We start from the raw sequence: 18022 nt of genomic DNA on the forward strand, positions 1-18022 counted from the left end.
GTCAGGGCACCCCGTACGCGTCCTGCAGCATGGCGCGGCCGACGAGGACCCGTGACGGGACGAGTCCCCGGAGAACGCCGCTGCTCGTCATCGGGCGCGGCCGCGAGCCCAGCTCCGCGCAGCCCGCGCCGTCCGCGGGAGGGTGAGCCGGCCCGGGGTCAGGCGTCCAGGCCGGAATAGGTCGGCGTGGCCGCCTCGCCGTCCCAGGTGACCCGGAAGTCGAACGCCTCCTCGAGGTCGGTGAGGTACTGGTCGGCCTCCTCCTGCGTGATGGTGCCGCTGGCCAGCAGCGTGTCGATCGCCACGCCGTACTCGGCGACCATGCCGTCGATGAGCTCCTGCGGGTCGATGCCCAGGTCCTCGGCGACCTCAGCCAGGCCCTGCCCGGCCTCCATCCGGACGTGCAGCTCCTCGTGGGAGATGCCCAGCACCTCGTCGAGGACGTCCTGCACCGGCTGGTGACCGCGGTGCAGGTCGAGGCTGGGGTCGCCGTAGGCGTCCTGGATCAGCTCCACCAGCTGCTCCTCGGTGGTGACCGACGAGACGTCGACCGACCCGCCGGGTCCACCCTGCCCGCCGCCTGGCATTCCTCCGCCGAGTGCCGGCGTCTCGGACGTCGACCCGCTGGAGGCGGTCGACTCGGTGGAGGTGGTCGACGTGCTGGCGGTGGCCGAGTCGTCGGAGGCCCCGCAGGCGGCGAGGGGGAGGGCGAGGGAGAAGGAGAGGGCCAGGGCGGCCACGGCCTTGCGGATCTTCACGAGAGGTCCTGTCGGTCGGGGTCGTCGGGAGGACGACTCGGGTGGTGTGCTGCTCACGACTCGGGTGGTGTGCTGCTCACAGTGGGTCGCTCTCCCCAGCGCCGGACATGTGGTCGCTGTGCGTTGGCTGGGTGATGTCTGGACGGCGACGCACACGTCGTGCTCAGCGAGGACACAGCTGAGCCGGTCACGGTCAGCGGCATGACGACGACGCGCCGCACCCGCGCCCTGCTGACAGCCGCCCTCGCGTGTGCGTCAGCCGTGGGCCTGACGCTGCTCACCGGCGCCACCGCCCAGGCGCACAGCCTCACCAGCAGCACGCTGGCCGTCCGGGTCGGCGAGGACTCGGTCGAGGCGACGGTCTCGGTCGCCGCCGACACCCTCGACGCGCTGGTCGGCGGGTCCGCGACCGACGCCGCCGTGGTCGGCTACCTCGCCGAACACCTGACGGTCACCGGGAGCGACGGCAGCACCTGGACGGAGACGTGGTCCTCGGTGACGCGCGAGACGGTGGAGGGCATCGACTCCTACAGCGTCGACGTCGTGATGGACGCCGGCGGCGCCGACCCGGCGTCGTTCACCCTGGCCTACGACGGCGTCATCGAGGCCGATGCCTCGCACGAGGCAGTCGTCGTGCTGACCGACGCCGCCGGCGACATCTCCACCGCCGGGGTGCTCACCGCCACCGACGACACCCTCACCGTCGGCAACACCGCCGCCAGCGCGGCCGACACCGGCTGGACGGACATGGTCGGGTACGGGCTGCACCACGTGCTGGAGGGCGCGGACCACCTGCTGTTCCTGCTCGCCCTGCTGCTGGTCGCCCCGGTGGCCGCGGTCGCCGGCCGGTGGCGGCGACGCGACGGGGTGCGCCCCACCCTGCGATCGGTGCTGGCGGTGGTCACCGCGTTCACCGTCGGGCACTCGCTGACCCTGCTCGCCTCGGCACTGCGCTGGGTGACCGCGCCCAGCGCGCCCGTCGAGGTGCTGATCGCGGTCTCGGTCGGCGTCGCCGCCGTGCACGCCCTGCGCCCGCTGGCCCGACGCGGCGAGGTGCTCGTGGCCGGCGGCTTCGGTCTGGTGCACGGCCTGGCCTTCGCCGGCATCCTCACCGACCTGGGCCTCGAGGGCGCCACCTCGGTGCCCGCGCTGCTGGCGTTCAACGTCGGCGTCGAGCTGGCCCAGCTGCTCACCGTCGCACTGGTCTTCCCGTCGCTCTACCTGCTCTCCCGCACCCGCTGGTACCCCTGGGTGCGGACCACCGGCGCCTGGATCGCCCTGGTGGCGGCGACGACGTGGGCGCTGGACCGGCTGGGCTGGCTGGCCGACCCGTTGGCCGGTGCGGAGGAGGCGCTGGTGTCCCACCCGTGGTGGGTCGTCCTCGGCATGGCCGTCCTGGCCGCGGCCGGCTGGGTGGCCGACCGGCCGGTCCAGGACCAGCCGGTCGACCGTCCTGGCCGGACCGCTCCCAGCGATGACCGTGCTCGGGCGCTGGTCCAGCGACGGTGACCTCCCAGCACCGCACCTGCGCTCAGCGGGCCGGCAGCTCCCGCAGGCCGAGCAGGCGGTCCAGCAGCCGGAACCGGTAGGCCGCGCCCAGGGCGAGGAACCAGACGGCGAGCACCGGGAGCACGGTCGTGTACACCGGCGGCGCCGCGCCGGTCAGCCCCAGGTACCCGGAGGTGACCGGCGTGACCAGCGCGGCGAGCAGCACGACCAGCAGCCCGGCCACCAGCAGCCCGGTGCGCCGGTCGGTGACCCGGGTGAAGACGGCGAACACCCGGGCCGGCGGCACGAGGAACAGCACCAGCAGCACCGAGGCCAGCGACACGAAGGTGTTGAGGCCGGTCTGCGCCCCGATCGTGGCGGCCGCCTCGGCGAAGTCCGCGTCGGTCCCGTAGACCAGGCCGGTGTAGCTCTCGAACTCGGTGACGACGAAGTCCGGTGGGCGCCCGGTCGTGAAGACCTCCGTCACCGTCGTGTACAGGAAGGCGTAGACGGTGACGCCACCCGCAGCGGTCAGCAGTGCGGCCGGGACGACGAACCGGCCGAGGGTGCCCAGCAGGTCCGGGTCCGGCGGCACGGGCCGCGCCCAGGCGGTGAGCACCAGGGTGGGCAGCCCGACGGTGAACAGCGTCAGGCCACCCTGGGCGGGGGAGTAGGGGAACCCCAGGCCGAGCATCGTCACGGCGACGATCACCAGGGCCTGGGTGGCGACGCGGGCCAGGAACAGCTGGGCGGAGGTGGTGATGCCGGCGATGAGGCGCCGCCCCAGCCGGCGGGCGGGGACGAGGGCCGCCAGCGAGTCCTCGGTGAGCACGATGTCGGCGACGTCGCGGGTCACCGCGCTGCCGCTGGCCATGGCGACCCCGATCTGCGCGGCCTTGAGCGCGCGGGCGTCGTTGACGCCGTCGCCGACCATCGCCACGTAGCGGCCCTGCCGCCGCAGCGCCACCACCACCCGCTCCTTCTGCTCCGGCGCCACCCGCCCGAACACCGAGCTCGTCGCGAGGACGGCGTCCAGCTCGGGGTCGGTCAGCTCGGCGAAGCCCCCGGCGTGCACCGGGACGGTGTCGCGCAACCCGGCGCGGGCGGCCAGGGCGGCGACGGTGCCGGGGTCGTCGCCGGACAGCACCGTCACGGCGATGCCCTCCTCGGCGAAGCGCTGCAGGGTGGCGGGCACGTCGGGTCGCAGCTCGTCGGCCAGCGCCACGAGGGCCAGCGCTTCCAGGCCGGGCAGCGTGGGCCGCCCTGCGGCGTCCCGCAGCGGGGCCGACGGCTCGGCGGTGCGGGCGAACACCAGCACCCGCAGCCCCTGCGCCGTCCGTGCGGTGACCTCCGCGGCGGGGAGAGCGGACCGCAGCGCCGGGGCGAGCGCCTCCGGGGCGCCCAGCACCCACGTCGCTGCGGCCGTGCGCACCGCGCTCCACCGCAACGCGGAGCTGAACGGCACCTCCTCGGCCACCTCGACCGGATCGCCGGGGAGCGCGCCGGCCAGCGCCGCGCTGGTCAGGTTGGGCGCGCCGGTGCTGTGCGCCATGGCGGCCAGGGCGGCGGTGACGGTCGCGGCGTCGTGCCCGCCCAGCGGCAGCACCTCGGCGACGGTGAGCCGCCCGGTGGTCAGCGTCCCGGTCTTGTCGGTGCAGACGACGTCGACGTTGCTCACCGACTCCACCGCGTTGACCCGCTGCACGAGCGCGCCCTGCCGGGAGCTGGTGACCGCTCCGGCGGTGTAGGCCAGCGCGATGAGGAAGAACAGGCCGTAGGGCACCAGCCCCGACAGCACCGCGGTGGTCTGCACGACCCGCACCAGCGACAGCCCCTCCAGCGCCGCCTGCGCCAGGATCGCGCCGCTCATCAGCACCACCAGCAGCATCGTCAGCCGGACGACGAAGGCGATCCGCCGCTGCAGCGGGGTGGTGTCGGTGGTGGCCTGCCGGGCCTCGGCGGTGAGCCGCTGGGCGTGGCTGGCGGCGCCGACGTCGCGGGCCAGCTGCACCCCTGCGCCCCCGGTCACGACGCTGCCCGACAGCAGGTCCCCTCCCGGGGTGCGCAGCTGGGCGTCGGACTCCCCGGTGAGCAGCGACTCGTCCACCTCGGCGTGCCCCTCCAGGAGCGGGCCGTCGACGACGACCTGGTCGCCGGGCCGCACCCGGACGGCGTCGCCCCGCACCACCTCCTGCGGTCCGACCTCGACGTCGGCCCCGTCACGGACGACGACCACGGTGCTCCGGGCCAGCAGCTGCAGCCGGTCCAGCTGCCGTTTGGCGCGAACCTCCTGGAGGGTGCTGATGGCCGCGTTCAGCACCCCGATACCGACGCTGATCAGCGCGTCGCCGGGCCGGCCGAGTGCCAGGAGCGCGATGCCGAGGGAGAAGAGGATCGAGTTGTAGAGGTTCAGCAGGTTGGTGCGCACGATCCGCGCGTACGTGCGGGACGACCGGGTCACCGCGTCGTTGCCCTCTCCCCGGCGGCGCCGGGCGACCGCCTCCCTGCTGGACAACCCGAGGGTCGGCACGTGCACGGCCACGGGGCTGGAGGTCACCGGCCCAGGATGACGGCCCCGCGGGGCACCCGCTGGCGGACACGGACCGGCTGCGCAACGTCACAGCGGCTGCGCTGCCGGGTCACCGCCGGTCCACATCTCCGCTGTGCGGTGGCACGCACGGCGTCGTCAGCTGCTGTGCGGGCTCCGCCACCTTGACGAACGACTTGTGTAAGTCGAGACTCACCGTTCGTGGACGCTTACCGCTCGGGCGATGCATGGAGCGCCCTGGGCGATGCCTCGCGGCGAGCCATCGTCGAGCGGCTGGCCGAGCGACCCCAGGCGGTCGGCGAGCTGGCCGACGCGCTGCCGATCAGCCGCCCGGCGGTGTCCCAGCACCTGAAGGTGCTCAAGGACGCGGGCCTGGTCGCCGAGCGGGTCGCCGGCACCCGGCGGATCTACCGGCTCGACCCGGCCGGCGTCGCCGCCATGCGCGACCAGCTCGACACCTACTGGAACCGGGCGCTCGCCGGCTACCAGGACGCTGTCGCTCCCCCCGGCGACACCGAGGAACAGCACGTCGTCCACCCAGGAGCCGAACCAGGACAGGAGAGGTCATGACGCAGGCAGACGCCGCCGCCGTCCGCAAGCAGGTCGTCGTCGAGGCGCCCCAAGAGCGGGCGTTCGCCGTGTTCACCGAGAGGTTCGGGGACTTCAAGCCTCGCGAGCACAACCTCATGGCCGCGCCGATCTCGAGGACCGTCTTCGAGCCGCGGGTCGGCGGGCACATCGTCGACATCGCGGAGGACGGCAGCGAGTGCCGCTGGGCGCGGGTGCTGGCCTACGAGCCGTACGAGCGGGTCGTGTTCAGCTGGGACATCGGTCCCGACTGGCAGCTCGTGGCCGGCCCGGAGAACGCCAGCGAGGTGGAGGTGCGGTTCATCGCCGAGACACGGCATCGCACCCGCATCGAGCTGGAGCACCGCAGGATCGACCGGCACGGCCCCGGCTGGGAGGCCGTCCGGGACGGGATCGCCGACGACGCCGGCTGGCCGCTGTACCTGGACCGCTACGCCGCCCTGCTGGTCGAGGGGCGCTGACGTGCCCCCGATCCTCGCCACCGCCGAGGTCGACCGCTCTGCCGACGACGTCTTCGCCTTTGCCACGGACCCAGCGCGCTTCGGCGAATGGCAGGCAGGCGTGGTCAGCGGCCACCTGGACGGCGGTGCGGCCGAGGTGGGCGGCCGGTGCACCACCGTGCGCCGCATCGGCGGCGCGGAACGGGCCTCGACCTCGGAGCTGGTGCACCTCGACCCACCGCGGACGTGGCGCATCCGGGGCATCGACGGGCCGATCCGCGCCGCCGTCGACGTCACCGTCGAACCGCTCGGCCAGCACCGGTCACGCGTGGACATCGCCGTCGACTTCGTCGGTCATGGCCTGGGACGGCTGCTCGTGCCCCTCGTCGTCCGCCGCGAGGCGCGCAGGGAGATGCCGGCCAACCTCGCCCGACTCAAGGAGCTCCTCGAGCAGCGCCCCCGTGGGCCGGTTCCCCACCGGGGCGCCGGGGGGTGAGACGCAGCGTCGGTACCCGACCCGACCCGGGCGGGCGGTGTCGCGGAGGCGCCCCGGGAGCCGGCGCCGACCCGTGGTCGCCCACCGCGGAGGTGAGCCGCATGACGGCCGCGCCGCTCAGCCGCCCGCCTCGGCGAGCCGGGCGAGGGTGAGCAACTGCTTGCGCATCATCAGCAGGTCCCCCCAGGCGAGCAGGCGACGACGTACCGACGACATCCGCCCGTCCTGCCGGTGACCGATCCGCAACACTGCCACCAGGCGGCTGCCGCCCGGGGTGGCGATCACCCGGTAGGTCACCGCCACCGGCCCGAAGACCTGCTCCGCGACGCCCGGCCGGATGGTGACGGTGAGGTCACGGCCGGGCGTGTGGTGGACCAGCTCGAAGATCGTCATCACCCGCTGGCCGGCGGCCAGCTCCTCCAGGCCCGGGACCAGTCGCCGTGGACTCGTCCGGCCGAAGTTGTCCAGCCAGTCGTAGCTGTACGGAGCCACCCGGAGCTGGCACAGCCAGCGGTAGACCTCCGGAGCGGCCGCTGCGCTGGTCACTGCGCGCACCAGCCGATGGCCGTCGGGCGCCAGCTCGTCGCAGCGGTACCCCGCCTGCAGCTCCGCGGGGGTGGCCCCCCAGCTGTCCGGCAGGCCGGTCACGGTGCACTCCGCACGATGGCAGATCGATGCACTGAGTAGCTGTGTCGTAATCGCACGGTCACCTTGCCTCCATCGCCGGGCTACACCTCACCGTTACCGTGATCCCCGACGGGGCCACGACGGCGTCCGAGAGGAACTCGATGACCGAACAGAGCGGTCCAGGCGTCGAGGACATCATCGGCCAGACCGAGCAACTGCTGGCCAGCCTGCGGGACGTCGCCGGCCACCCCATGGTCGGGCTGGACACGATGTCGGTACAGGACATCGACGACCTCGGCGCGCAGGCGGCCACCGACGCCACCTCCTCGGTCGTGGTGCTGGCGACGGCCGCCCTCTCGTCGATCGAGTCGACGCCGGCCATCTTCGAGGCGCTCTGCGCCGCTGCCCGCATGCGGCGGCGGGTGCGGCTGCTGATCGGCCCGCACGACCTCACCGATCCGCTCTCCCGCGCCCGCATCGACACCCTGGTCCAGGCCGGCGCGGTGGTCCGGGTCGCTCCGCAGGCCCACTCGGTCATGGTGCTCGTGACCGACAACGACCTGGCCCTGCTGCGGCCGCTGTCCTCGGGTGCGCCGGGGATGGTGGTCCGTGCCCGACCGCTGGTCACGAACCTCATCGGCATGGCCGACGTCCTGCTCCGCCAGGGGCGCGACGCACGGCTCCTGCCACCCCTCGACGGCGCCTGCGGATGCCTCACGACGGCGCAGCGGCGCCAGATCCTCTCCTCGCTGGCACTGGGGGAGAAGGACGAGGTGGCCGCGCGGACCCTCCAGGTCTCGCTGCGCACCTACCGGCGGTACGTGGCCGTCCTGCTGGAGGAGCTCGGCGCGACGTCCCGCTTCCAGGCCGGGGTGTTCGCCGCCGAGCGCGGGTGGCTGGACTTCTTCCACCAGCCCGGCGGACAGCGGCTGGAGGGCGGTGCGCTGGGGCCGCCCACGGGCCGGCGGGCTCACCCGGCGCGGCCGCTGGGGGCAGCGGCGCCGGCGAGGAAGCCGAGCACCGCCGCGCGGTAGCCGTCCGGGTCGTCCTTGAGGCCGCGCAGGTGCCCCCCGCCGACGACGACGTGCTGGGCGAGCGGGAAGCGGTCGGCCAGTGCGGCCACCTCGGCGACCGGGACGATCGGGTCGTCCCGGCCGACGAGGAAGAGCATCGGCGTCCGGTCGAAGCGACCGAGGTGCGCCGGTGGCGGCCACGCGGTCGACAGCATGGCGGTGGCGACCCGGGCGCAGGTGCGGGCGACCTGGTCCAGGGTGCCGGGGCCTCGCAGCAGGGCGGGCACGGGCAACGCCCCGGCGCGGAGGAACCCCTGGAACAGCGGCGCGAGCGTGGCCGCCGGCCCGCTGTCGCAGAGCACCGCGTCGACCGGCACCGCCGGGTCCCGGAGCACGTACACACTGGGGAACGAGGAGAACGAGAAGCCCCACACCAGCGTCCTCCTGGGCTCCGGCACCTGGGCGCGGGCGAAGGCGACGCACGCCTCGACGTCCAGGGTGAACCGGCGCGAGAGCCCGGACACCGAGCGGTCGCGCCCGGAGGCCCCGTGGTTCCGGTGGTCGAAGAGGACCACCGTGAACCCCTGGTCGTGCAGCAGCCGCGCCTGGGCCAGGCTCGCGGACTTGGTGAGCCCGATGCCGTGTCCCACGACCGCGACGTCCGGGCCGTCGCCCGCGATGGTCCACACGTCCAGCGGCACACCGTCGGCGGCCCGCACCGTGCTCGCCCGGTGGGCGAGAGCGACGTCGGCCGGCGAGCGGTGGTGCGGCCGGCGGGGCGGGTGGAACAACCGGTGGGCCAGCACCGCGCCGTACAGCACCGCGACCGGTGCCCGCAGCGCCCGGCCGAGCGGGCCGGCCAGCGGCACGCCGCTCACCCGCACCCCCCGGCGTGGTCACCGTCGGGGACCGTCCCGGCGCCCATGCGCTGGTCGCCGCGGCCGGGGGCCCGCCGAGCGGCGTGCGCGGCTGCGGCGTCGGCGAGCCGGTCCAGTCCCCAGAACGGCTCGCGCCCGACCACCACGTACGGCACCCCGAAGACCCCGTCCTCGTGCACCGCCCGCAGCGCCGAGACGCCGAGCTCACGGGCGGCCGGGTCGTCGACGCTGTTCCCGAGGTCGGGGGACAACCCGCACTCGGTCGCGCACCGGGCGACCACCTGCCGGTCGCAGATGTCCTGCGCCTCCTCCCAGCGTGCCCGGGTGAGCCGCAGGGCCAACGCCCGCCCGGCTGCGGGGTCGGACCGGAGTGCGACCAGCACCGGCAGGCTGGGCACCTCCCAGACCGGGTCGCGGTCGACCGGCCAGGTGGGCCGCAGGCCGCGCTCGCGAGCCAGCCGGGCGACGTCCCGCAGGATGTAGAGGTGCTTGGCCCGGGACATCGGGACGTAGGGGACGGCGGCGCGGTGCGGCTCGAGGTCGGCCCGGGTGCGATCGTCGGGTTCGAAGAAGACCCGCAGCTCGCAGTCCCGCCACAGGTCGGGGTGGCGGGACGGCGCGTCGTGCAGGGTCAGCCACGAGTAGGGGCTCCGCAGCGAGAGGTACCACCGGGGCTGCGTGACGACCGCCGGTCTCCGCGCGGTGAGGGCCCGCGTCACAGCGCCAGCCCCCCGTCGACGCCGAGCACCTGGCTGGTGACGTAGCTGCTGGCGGGGGAGACGAGGAAGGACACCGTCGACGCCACCTCGGTGGCCGTGCCGAACCGGTGGGCCGGGATCCGCTCCACGGCCGCGGTTCGCAGCTTCTCCGGGAGCCCGCCGGTCATGTCGGTGTCGATGAACCCGGGCGCCACCACGTTCACCCGGATCCCGCGGCCGGCCACCTCCTTGGCCAGGGACTTCCCGAAGCCGATGATCCCAGCCTTGGAGGCGGCGTAGTTGGTCTGCGTCGCGTTCCCGTAGACCCCGGCGACCGAGCTCATCAGCACCACGGACCCGGCCTTGCGCTTCATCAGCGAGAAGATGACGCTGCGGCACGCGACGAAGGTGCCGGTCAGGTTGACGTCCAGCACCTGCTGCCAGTCCTCCGGCGACATCAGCAGCAGCGGGTTGTCCCGGGTGATGCCGGCGCAGGTGACGAGTGCGTCGATCGGCCCCAGGGTGTCCTCGGTGGTGGTGACGAACTGCTTGAAGCGGTCGGCGTCGGTGACGTCCACCTGCTCGGCCAGCACGTCGGTGCCCCGTTCCCGCACCGCCTTCTCGACCTCCTGGGCGGCATCACCGCGGGAGGAGTAGCAGAAGGCGACGTCGTAGCCGTCGTCGGCGAGCCGCTCCACCACGGCGCGGCCGATGCCCCGGGAACCCCCGGTCACGAGTGCGACCCGGCCCATCTCAGGCGTCCCCCGTCCCGGTGAGCACGGACGCCGGGCGGCGCACCATGGTGATCCGTTCGACCCGCATCACGAGCGCTCCGTCGGAGGCCCGGGTCGTACCCGCCACGATCTGGGTCCCGGCGGCCTCCCGGACCAGCTCCGCCTGGTGCACGAGGAACTCCCCGGGGTGCGGGGCCCGGTGCAGCTCGATGCCGGAGATGCCGCCGAAGAGCATGACGTCCCCGGTGAGGACGTCGGGGTTGGGTGCGGTCCAGGCCGCGAGCAGCCCGGCGGACTGGCACCACGACTCCACCGTCAGGGGCCAGGGATAGGCCGCCGTCGTCGGTTCGTCGGCCATGCACGGTTCACTGACCGAGATCGCCTTGACGGTCTCGATCCACAGCCCCGGCACCACCCGCGTCACCCGGTCGACCAGCAGGATGGGGTGGCGGTGCGGGAGGACCGAGCGCAGGTCACGGTGCGGGCAGGGGTACGCCACCGGGTCGGGCGACGGGTCCGCCGCCGGCCGGCCGGCGGCGGGGGAGTCCGGCGCGAGCGGACCGACGAAGACCAGCCGCACGTCGGCGACCGGGCGTCCACCCACGGTCAGGACGCAGCGGGCGGTCGTCCCACCGACGCCGGACTCCTCGAGCCGGACGTCCACCAGGACGGCGTCCCCGGGCAGCACCGGGCTGCGGAACCGGGTGGCGGGGATGCCGGTCCAGCGCATCGCCGGCTGGGCGGCGAGGGCGCGGGCGGCCTGCTCCGCCACCTCGACCAGGAGCACCCCCGGCACGATCGGGAACCCGGGGTAGTGCCCGGCGAGGACCGGGAGGTCGACCGGGAAGGTCGCGGAGACGAGCCCGCCGTCGGGCCGGTGGTCGACCACGCGCACCGGGACCCGGGACGCGCGGGCGGTCCGGCCGGGACTGGTCGCCGTGGTCATGCCCGCTGCCCGGTGTGCTCGAGCAGCAGGTCGTAGGCCCGCTGGAAGGAGGTCATCTCCGGCAACCGGCTCTCGTCCAGCTTGACCCCGTAGGTCCGCTCCAGGACGACCATGACCTCCAGTGCCATGAGCGAGTCGACGTCCAGCTCGTCGGTGAAGTGGGCGTCGTCCGTCACCTCGGTGACGTCGACGTCCAGCGTGCCGGCGATGGTGCGGCGCAGCTCTTCCTTGTCGACAACAGCGTTCATCTCGGTCATCTCCCTGTCAGGTGGGTGGGCGTGCTGGGGGTCGTGGTGGGGGTCGTGGTGGCGGGCCGGGCGGTCGTGGGCTGGCTCGACAGCTGGGCGGACAGCCGTCCGGCGAGGTCGACGTCGTGGGTGCCGGCCGCGAACTCCGGGCTGGCCAGCACGGCGGCGAGGAAGCCGGTGTCGGTGGTGATCCCCTCGACCTCGACCTCGCCGACGGCGCGCAGCAGGCGGGTGCGCGCCTCCTCACGGGTGCTGCCCCAGGCGATCACCTTCGCCAGCAGCGAGTCGTAGAGCGGGGACACCACCGAGTTGGACTGCAGGTGGCTGTCGACGCGCACCCCGTGGCCCCCGGGGAGGTGGACCCGGCCGACCGGCCCGGCGCTGGGCAGCCAGCCGCGGGCCGGGTCCTCGGCCACGACGCGGGCCTCCATGCACCACCCGCGAGGGCCGGGCGCACGAGCGGGGAGCCGGCCACCGCGGGCGATGTCGATCATGGCGGCCACGAGGTCGACGTCCCAGCAGTGCTCGGTGACCGGGTGCTCGACCTGGAGCCGGGTGTTCATCTCGATGAAGTAGGGGGCGCCGGCCCGGTCGACGACGAACTCGAAGGTGCCCGCGCTGCGGTACCCGATGCTGCGGGCCCCGCGTTCGGCCGCCTCCCGGAGCAGCTCGACGGTCCGGCCGGGCAGGTTCGGGGCAGGGGACTCCTCGACGAGCTTCTGGTGCCGGCGCTGGACCGAGCAGTCGCGCTCGCCGAGGTGCATGACGTCGGTGCCGTCGCCGAGCACCTGCACCTCGACGTGCCGACCAGCCTCGACGTAGCGCTCGAGGAACACCCGGGCGTCCCCGAACAGGCTGCGCGAGGTCGCCGCGATCTCGCTCCAGGCGGCGTCCAGCCCGGCCGAGGACGCCACGACGGCGATCCCGCGTCCGCCACCGCCGGCGGCGGCCTTCAGGATCACCGGGTAGCCGACGGCGTCGGCCACGGCACGGGCCTCCCGGACGTCGCGCAGGGCGCCGGGGGAGCCGGGCAGGATGGGCACGCCGGACTCGGCCATCAGGGCGCGGGCGCCGATCTTGTCGCCCATCATGCCGATGGTCTGCGCGGTGGGGCCGATGAAGGTCAGCCCGACGTCCTCGCAGGCCGCGGCGAAGACCGGGTCCTCGGCGAGGAAGCCGTACCCCGGGTGCACCGCGTCCGCTCCGACCCGGGCGGCGGCGTACAGCAGCGCCGGGATGTTGCGGTACGACTGGGCGACCGGCCCCGGACCGATGCAGAACGCCCCGGTGGCCAGCCGGACGGCGAGACCGTCGCGGTCGGCCTCGGAGTGCGCGACGACGACCTCCAGCCCCAGGTCGAGGCAGGCTCGCACGATCCGCACCGCCACCTCACCACGGTTGGCGACGAGCACCCGCTTCACGGCGCCACCGGGTGCGGCCGGATGCTCACCAGCGACTGCCCGTACTCCACGATCTCGGAGTCGGGGACGTGCACGGCGAGCACGGTCCCGGCCACCGTCGCGGGGACCTGGTTCATCATCTTCATGGCCTCGACGATGCCGATCGGGTCGCCCACGGCCACCTCGGCACCGACCTCGACGAACACCGGCTCGTCGGGCGTCGGCCGGCGGTAGAAGACACCCACGAGCGGCGCGGCGACGACGACGGCGCCTGGCTCCCCGGCGGTCGCCGGTGCGCCGGCGGGTGGTCCCTCGGCGACCGGCGCGGCCGGCGACGGGTCGAGCGCGGCCGGCGCGGGCGTGGCGCGCCCGTCGGCGTGCACGGGCCCGCCGACCGCACCGCCGCCGGCGCGGAGGTGCAGCTCGAGCCGGGCACCGCCGCCCTCCTCCGCCCCCAGCCGGACGACGACCTCCTGCAGGCCCAGCTCGCGCACGGTCCGGCCGAGGTGCTCGACCACCGGCTGCAGCCGCACCACGGTCGCCACGTCGTCGGCCGGCACGGCCAGGTCGGTCACCGGACACCGCCGGGGACCTCGGTCGGGCGGTGGCTGGCGCGCGCCCGGATGGCCCGGCGCCGGGCCCGGACCAGCTCCTCGGGGCCGACCCCGTCGAGGGCGTCGAGCTCGGCGGCGACGGCGTCCGCGACCGCCTGGACGGTCGCCGACGGCGGGGCGCCGGTCGGGGGTTCGGGTATGACGCCGTCCAGGACGCCGAGGTGGCGCAGCTCGCCGGCCCGCAGGTGCAGCGCGTGGGACATCCGCGGCGCCTCGCTGGCGTCCCCGAACAGGATGCTCGAGCAGCCCTCGGGACTGATCACCGACAGCACCGCGCCCTCCAGCGCGAGGAGCCGGTCGGCCGTGGCGAGCGCCAGGGCGCCGCCGCTGCCGCCCTCCCCGATGATCACCGCGACGACCGGCGTGCGCAGCGCGGACAGCGCGAGGATCGCCTCGGCGATGGCCGCGCTCTGGTTGTGCTGCTCCGCCTCGACCCCGGGGAAGGCGCCCGGGGTGTCGATGAGGGTCACCAGCGGGATCCCCCAGCGTTCGGCGAGCCGGGCCACGCGCACCGCCTTGCGGTAGCCCCACGGCTGGGCCATCCCGAAGTTGTGACCGAGCCGGTCGTGCACGTCGCGGCCCTTGCTCTGGGCCACCACGGCGACGGGGCGCCCCCGCAGCAACCCGATCCCGGCCAGGACCGCCGGGTCGTCCGCCCGCGCGCGGTCCCCGCGCAGTTCCAGGAAGCCGTCGACCATCTCCTCGACGTAGCGCTGACCGGTCGGCCGGGAGGGGTCCCGGGCGGACCGCACGGCCTGCCAGGCGCCGCCGTCGTCCGGCCGGTCGCGGGGGGCCGGTGGGGGACTGGACGTCTCCTCCTCCGGTGCGGCAGCGGGCGGGCGCGGCGTGGGCGCCCGGACGTCGGAGCTCGCGATCAGCAGCAGCCGGGAGAGCACGGTCCGCAGCTGCGGGCGACCGACGACCATGTCGACCTGCCCGTGCTCGGCCAGGAACGCCGCGGTCTGGAACCCCGGCGGCAGCTCGGCCCGCACGGTCGAGGCGATCACCGCAGGCCCGGCGAACCCCGCGCGGGCGCCCTGCTCCGCGATGATCACGTCGGCCAGCGAGGCGAAGGACGCGGCCACGCCGCCGTACACGGGGTCGGTCAGCAGGCAGATGCTCGGCACCCCGAGCTCGCGCAGCACCCCGAAGGCGGTCGACGTCCGCGCCATCTGCCACAGCGACAGCGGCCCTTCCTGCATGCGGGCCCCGCCGGAGGCGGCCACGACGACGACCGGCACCGGCGCGCCCGTCCCGGCCGCACCGCCCCCGGCGGCCAGCTCCGCCGCGCGGACGACCTTCTCGCCGACGACGACGCCCATGCTCCCGCCCATGAACCGGAAGTCCATGACCGCCAGCACCAGCGGGGACCCGTCGATGGTGGCGGTGCCGACGACCACCCCCTCCTGCAGGCCGGTGGCGCGTCGGGCGCCGGCCAGCCGCTCGACGTAGGGCAGCCGGTCGACGAACTGCAACGGGTCCGTGCTGGTCAGGTCGGCGTCCACCTCGGCGAAGCTGTGCCGGTCGACGAGGGAGCCGATCCTGGCCCAGGCGTCCAGCCGCGCATGCGCACCGCAGCCGCCGCACACGCCGTGCTGCTGCTCCCGGTGCGCGCGGGGGCTGAGGGCGCCGCAGGCCGGGCAGCGGGCCCAGCCGTCGTCGGTGAGGGCGTCGATGCGGGCGACCGGGTCGTCGCGCCACGTGGTCGGGGGCGGCTCCGGACGGGTGGTCGGCGGAACGGCGACCGGGGGTCCCCCCGGTGCGACCGCGGTCGGGGTGTCGAGGTGCTGGGTGCTCACTGCTGCCTCCCGTTGACGAGTTCGGTCCACCGCGCACGGCGTGGCATGGCGACGGCGACGGCGACGGCACCGAGGAGTGCGACGGCGGCGGCGACGACGGTGGTGGTGTGCATGGCGTCGATGAAGGCGACGTCGATGGGCGGGACGAGCTCGGGGGTGTCCGCGGCCGCGGCGGCGGCGCGGCCGGCCTCGGCGGACTCCCGGATCGCGCCGGCCAGGGCCGGTGGCTGCGAGTCGGCGAGGTCGGCGACGTCGCGGCGGTACCCGCTGACCAGCAGCGAGCCGAGCACGGCCACCCCGAGGACGGCGCCCACCTGGCGGAGCACCGAGGTCGCCGCCGCGCCGGCCGCGGCCCGGGCCGCCGGCAGCACGGTCACCACCGCGTCGGTGAGCGGTGCGATGGCCACGCCCATGGCCAGGCCCTGGACGAGGAGGAGGACGCCGTACTGCCACAGCGGCGTGTCCTGCTCGAGCACGGCGTACCCGAGCAGGCTGATCGAGACCACGACGAGCGCCGGGGCCGCGGCAGCGCGCGGCCCGACGGCGCGGGCCAGCCGGATCCCGAGCGGTGCGCCGGCCAGCACGCCGACGGCCACCGGGGCCAGCACCACGCCGCACTCGAGCGGGTCGAGCGACCGCACGCCCTGCAGGTAGAACACCGAGTAGTACATCGAGCCGACCAGGCCGAAGAAGGTCAGCGCGACACCGATGCTGGCGGCCGCGAACGTGCGGTCGACGAAGAGCAGGACGTCGAAGCTGGGCGTGCGGGTCCGCAGCTCGAACAGCACGAAGGCGGCGAGCACCAGCAGCCCGCCGAGGACCGCTCCCCACACCTGGACCTCGAGCCAGTCGCCGCGGCGTCCCCCCTCGATGATCCCGTAGACGAGCAGGCCCAGACCGGTCGCCGAGAGCAGCACGCCCACCAGGTCGAAGTCAGCCTGCTCGGCCGGCCGCACCTCCGGCACCACCAGCAGCGCGCCGATCACGGACACGACGACCACCGGCACGTTGACCAGGAAGACCGAGCCCCACCAGAAGTGCTCCAGCAGGAAGCCGCCGAGCAGCGGACCGATGGCGATCGCCAGCCCGCTCGCCGCCGACCACAGCGCGACCGCCCGGGTGCGCGCGGCGCCGTCGAACAGCGAGCGGATGAGTGCCAGCGTGGCCGGCACGACGAGCGCGCTGCCCACCCCCATCACGGCCCGCGCGGCGATCAGCACACCGGTGCTGGTCGACCAGGCGGCCCACGCCGAGGCGAGACCGAACACGATCATCCCGGCGACGAGGGCGGTGCGGCGGCCCAGCCGGTCGCCCAGGGCGCCACCGGCCAGCAGGCAGGCGCCGAACGAGAGCGTGTAGCTGTTCAGCGACCACGCGAGGGCCTCCGGCGACGCGCCGAGCCCGACGACCGGGTCGGCCAGCGTCTTGAGCGCCACGGTGAGGATCGTGTTGTCGATCCAGATCGTCAGCTGGGCGCCGACCAGCACGGTGAGGACCAGGCCCGGGCGCCGGAGCCGGTCCGCGTCCTGCTCGCCGCGGCGCCGGTCGGTGGCCAGGTGCGTCATCGGGGGGCGTCCTGCCACTGGTGGCGGAGCAGCAGGGCACCGACGACGCCCTCGGTGTCCAGCGACGTCACCAGGGCGTAGCCGTCCCGGCCGGTCGACCGCAGGTGCAGGGCGCCCAGGGCGACCTGGGTCTGCAGGACCGCCGACGCCGCGCCGGAGTCCCCGAGCGTCGTCGTGGTCGGGAGCACCCGCGGCCGGGGGCGTCCGCCCAGCGCGGCGGTCAGCGCGTCGGCCTCGACCGAGCCCGGCCGGTCGTCGTAGGGGGCGTGCACGTCCAGCACGGCGCCGGGGGGGAGCGCGTCCAGGGCGGCGGCGGCGACCCTGCCCAGCACCCGCCGCGTCGCCTCCGGGGAGGCGGCCAGCCCGGTCTCCACCGCGACCACGTCCCCGACCGGACCGGCGGTGCCGGTCTCGGCGGGCTCGAGCAGCAGCACGCCGCAGCCCTCGCCCAGCAGCCGTTCCGGGCCGCCGGGCAGGTGGCTCTCCAGCCAGCCCCGCTGGGGCGACAGCTCCTCCACCGCCCCGGTGATGACCCGTCGGGCGTGGCCCAGGGTCAGCAGGCGGATGGCGTAGCGGACGGCGGCCACCCCGGTGACCCGGCCGGCGATGACCGTGGCGTTCGGCCCGCGCAGTCCGTGCCAGATGGCGCACTGCCCGGCCGCGAAGTTCATCACGGTGTTCGGGAACCGGGCGGGGTCGACGAGGTAGGGCCGGTCGCCGGTGAGCGCGTCCCGGGTGAAGTCCATGGTGCTCTGCACGCTGCCCATCGCGGTGCCCAGCACCAGGCCGGTGCCGACCGCGTCCGGCCGTCCGTGCCCGACGACGTCCGGTCCGAGACCGGCGACGGTGGCGACGGCCAGGGCGGTCGCCCGGTCCATGGTGCGGGTGCCCTTGCGGCCGAGGGACCGCACCCGGTCGAAGTCCGGGACCCGGCACGCCCGGGCGTACGGCCCGGCCGTCGCGGGGTCGACGGCGCTCGCGCAGCTCGCCCCGGCCAGCACGCTCTGCGCCGCCGCGGGGGGCGTGTCGCCGGCCGGGCTGTGCATGGCCCAGCCGGTGATCCGGGCCAGGACCTGCGGCTTCGTCCGGCTCCGGGCGTCGTCCGGGTGCTCGTCCCGCAGCTGGGTGCCGGCCGGGCCGGGCAGGGTGGGCACGATCGTCATCACGGTCTCCTTGGCAGGG

General features: G+C 75.0%; 18 protein-coding genes. 5 read left to right on the forward strand and 13 right to left on the reverse strand.

Going from position 1 to position 18022, the window contains the following annotated elements; all coding sequences use genetic code 11:
- Window positions 1-158: 158 nt before the first annotated feature.
- Window positions 159-758 (reverse strand): hypothetical protein, encoded by a 600-nt coding sequence (locus HL054_RS03770; protein ID WP_369137414.1) that lies wholly within the window; start codon window positions 756-758, stop codon window positions 159-161.
- Between the two features lie 201 nt (window positions 759-959).
- Between HL054_RS03770 and HL054_RS03775 the strand changes: the two genes are divergently transcribed.
- Window positions 960-2267, forward strand: coding sequence for a HupE/UreJ family protein (locus tag HL054_RS03775; RefSeq protein ID WP_369137415.1), 1308 nt, complete (start codon window positions 960-962; stop codon window positions 2265-2267).
- Between the two features lie 22 nt (window positions 2268-2289).
- Here HL054_RS03775 and HL054_RS03780 read toward each other — a convergent pair whose 3' ends face one another.
- Window positions 2290-4803: an HAD-IC family P-type ATPase gene (locus tag HL054_RS03780; protein ID WP_369137416.1), complete on the reverse strand. Its 2514-nt coding sequence runs from the start codon at window positions 4801-4803 to the stop codon at window positions 2290-2292.
- A gap of 192 nt (window positions 4804-4995) precedes the next feature.
- On the opposite strand from HL054_RS03780, the gene HL054_RS03785 reads away from it, so the two are divergent.
- The 3 genes from HL054_RS03785 to HL054_RS03795 are packed head-to-tail and all read left to right on the forward strand — an operon-like array spanning window position 4996 to window position 6318.
- On the forward strand, window positions 4996-5364 hold the full coding sequence (locus HL054_RS03785) for an ArsR/SmtB family transcription factor (protein ID WP_369137418.1): 369 nt from the start codon (window positions 4996-4998) through the stop codon (window positions 5362-5364).
- Window positions 5361-5843, forward strand: coding sequence for an SRPBCC family protein (locus HL054_RS03790; RefSeq protein ID WP_369137419.1), 483 nt, complete (start codon window positions 5361-5363; stop codon window positions 5841-5843). Before HL054_RS03785 ends, HL054_RS03790 begins: the two co-directional genes overlap by 4 nt.
- 1 nt (window position 5844) lies before the next feature.
- Complete coding sequence (locus HL054_RS03795) at window positions 5845-6318, forward strand: SRPBCC family protein (RefSeq protein ID WP_369137420.1); 474 nt, start codon at window positions 5845-5847, stop codon at window positions 6316-6318.
- A 117-nt stretch (window positions 6319-6435) separates the two neighbouring features.
- Here HL054_RS03795 and HL054_RS03800 read toward each other — a convergent pair whose 3' ends face one another.
- The gene (locus HL054_RS03800; protein WP_369137421.1) at window positions 6436-6966 is read right to left on the reverse strand and encodes a hypothetical protein; all 531 of its coding nucleotides are present in this window, start codon (window positions 6964-6966) and stop codon (window positions 6436-6438) included.
- A gap of 140 nt (window positions 6967-7106) precedes the next feature.
- On the opposite strand from HL054_RS03800, the gene HL054_RS03805 reads away from it, so the two are divergent.
- Window positions 7107-7979 carry a helix-turn-helix transcriptional regulator gene (locus HL054_RS03805; RefSeq protein WP_369137423.1) on the forward strand — a complete coding sequence of 291 codons (873 nt, stop codon included), beginning with the start codon at window positions 7107-7109 and terminating at the stop codon, window positions 7977-7979.
- On the opposite strand, the gene HL054_RS03810 is transcribed toward HL054_RS03805, so the two are convergent.
- The 10 genes from HL054_RS03810 to HL054_RS03855 are packed head-to-tail and all read right to left on the reverse strand — an operon-like array spanning window position 7916 to window position 18003.
- Window positions 7916-8836 carry an alpha/beta hydrolase gene (locus HL054_RS03810; protein WP_369137425.1) on the reverse strand — a complete coding sequence of 307 codons (921 nt, stop codon included), beginning with the start codon at window positions 8834-8836 and terminating at the stop codon, window positions 7916-7918. The two genes, HL054_RS03805 and HL054_RS03810, sit on opposite strands and share 64 nt — an antisense overlap.
- Entirely contained in the window at window positions 8833-9555 is a 723-nt protein-coding gene (locus HL054_RS03815; protein WP_369137426.1) for a DsbA family protein, read from the reverse strand. The genes HL054_RS03810 and HL054_RS03815 overlap by 4 nt, the downstream gene beginning before the upstream one ends.
- Window positions 9552-10286 (reverse strand): 3-oxoacyl-[acyl-carrier-protein] reductase, encoded by a 735-nt coding sequence (fabG, locus tag HL054_RS03820; protein WP_369137427.1) that lies wholly within the window; start codon window positions 10284-10286, stop codon window positions 9552-9554. The genes HL054_RS03815 and fabG overlap by 4 nt, the downstream gene beginning before the upstream one ends.
- 1 nt (window position 10287) lies before the next feature.
- The gene (locus HL054_RS03825; RefSeq protein WP_369137428.1) at window positions 10288-11214 is read right to left on the reverse strand and encodes a 3-hydroxyacyl-ACP dehydratase FabZ family protein; all 927 of its coding nucleotides are present in this window, start codon (window positions 11212-11214) and stop codon (window positions 10288-10290) included.
- The gene (locus tag HL054_RS03830; RefSeq protein ID WP_369137429.1) at window positions 11211-11462 is read right to left on the reverse strand and encodes an acyl carrier protein; all 252 of its coding nucleotides are present in this window, start codon (window positions 11460-11462) and stop codon (window positions 11211-11213) included. The genes HL054_RS03825 and HL054_RS03830 overlap by 4 nt, the downstream gene beginning before the upstream one ends.
- 5 nt (window positions 11463-11467) lie before the next feature.
- Window positions 11468-12883 carry an acetyl-CoA carboxylase biotin carboxylase subunit gene (locus tag HL054_RS03835; protein WP_369137430.1) on the reverse strand — a complete coding sequence of 472 codons (1416 nt, stop codon included), beginning with the start codon at window positions 12881-12883 and terminating at the stop codon, window positions 11468-11470.
- The gene (locus HL054_RS03840; protein WP_369137432.1) at window positions 12880-13437 is read right to left on the reverse strand and encodes an acetyl-CoA carboxylase biotin carboxyl carrier protein; all 558 of its coding nucleotides are present in this window, start codon (window positions 13435-13437) and stop codon (window positions 12880-12882) included. Before HL054_RS03840 ends, HL054_RS03835 begins: the two co-directional genes overlap by 4 nt.
- Entirely contained in the window at window positions 13434-15275 is a 1842-nt protein-coding gene (locus HL054_RS03845; RefSeq protein WP_369137433.1) for a carboxyl transferase domain-containing protein, read from the reverse strand. The genes HL054_RS03840 and HL054_RS03845 overlap by 4 nt, the downstream gene beginning before the upstream one ends.
- On the reverse strand, window positions 15272-16840 hold the full coding sequence (locus HL054_RS03850; RefSeq protein ID WP_369137434.1) for an MFS transporter: 1569 nt from the start codon (window positions 16838-16840) through the stop codon (window positions 15272-15274). The genes HL054_RS03845 and HL054_RS03850 overlap by 4 nt, the downstream gene beginning before the upstream one ends.
- Window positions 16837-18003, reverse strand: a complete 1167-nt coding sequence (locus tag HL054_RS03855) for a beta-ketoacyl synthase N-terminal-like domain-containing protein (protein ID WP_369137435.1) — start codon at window positions 18001-18003, stop codon at window positions 16837-16839. The genes HL054_RS03850 and HL054_RS03855 overlap by 4 nt, the downstream gene beginning before the upstream one ends.
- Window positions 18004-18022 lie beyond the last annotated feature (19 nt).

Source organism: Modestobacter versicolor, assembly GCF_041028285.1.
Lineage (GTDB): Bacteria > Actinomycetota > Actinomycetes > Mycobacteriales > Geodermatophilaceae > Modestobacter > Modestobacter versicolor_A.

What these genes read in the sequence shown, in the direction of transcription:
- HL054_RS03790 (WP_369137419.1), top strand. Translation starts at nt 5,361, where the DNA reads ATGACGCAGGCAGACGCCGCCGCCGTCCGCAAGCAGGTCGTCGTCGAG.
- HL054_RS03825 (WP_369137428.1), bottom strand. Translation starts at nt 11,214, where the DNA reads ATGACCACGGCGACCAGTCCCGGCCGGACCGCCCGCGCGTCCCGGGTC.
- fabG (WP_369137427.1), bottom strand. Translation starts at nt 10,286, where the DNA reads ATGGGCCGGGTCGCACTCGTGACCGGGGGTTCCCGGGGCATCGGCCGC.
- HL054_RS03855 (WP_369137435.1), bottom strand. Translation starts at nt 18,003, where the DNA reads ATGACGATCGTGCCCACCCTGCCCGGCCCGGCCGGCACCCAGCTGCGG.
- HL054_RS03830 (WP_369137429.1), bottom strand. Translation starts at nt 11,462, where the DNA reads ATGAACGCTGTTGTCGACAAGGAAGAGCTGCGCCGCACCATCGCCGGC.
- HL054_RS03805 (WP_369137423.1), top strand. Translation starts at nt 7,107, where the DNA reads ATGACCGAACAGAGCGGTCCAGGCGTCGAGGACATCATCGGCCAGACC.
- HL054_RS03775 (WP_369137415.1), top strand. Translation starts at nt 960, where the DNA reads ATGACGACGACGCGCCGCACCCGCGCCCTGCTGACAGCCGCCCTCGCG.
- HL054_RS03850 (WP_369137434.1), bottom strand. Translation starts at nt 16,840, where the DNA reads ATGACGCACCTGGCCACCGACCGGCGCCGCGGCGAGCAGGACGCGGAC.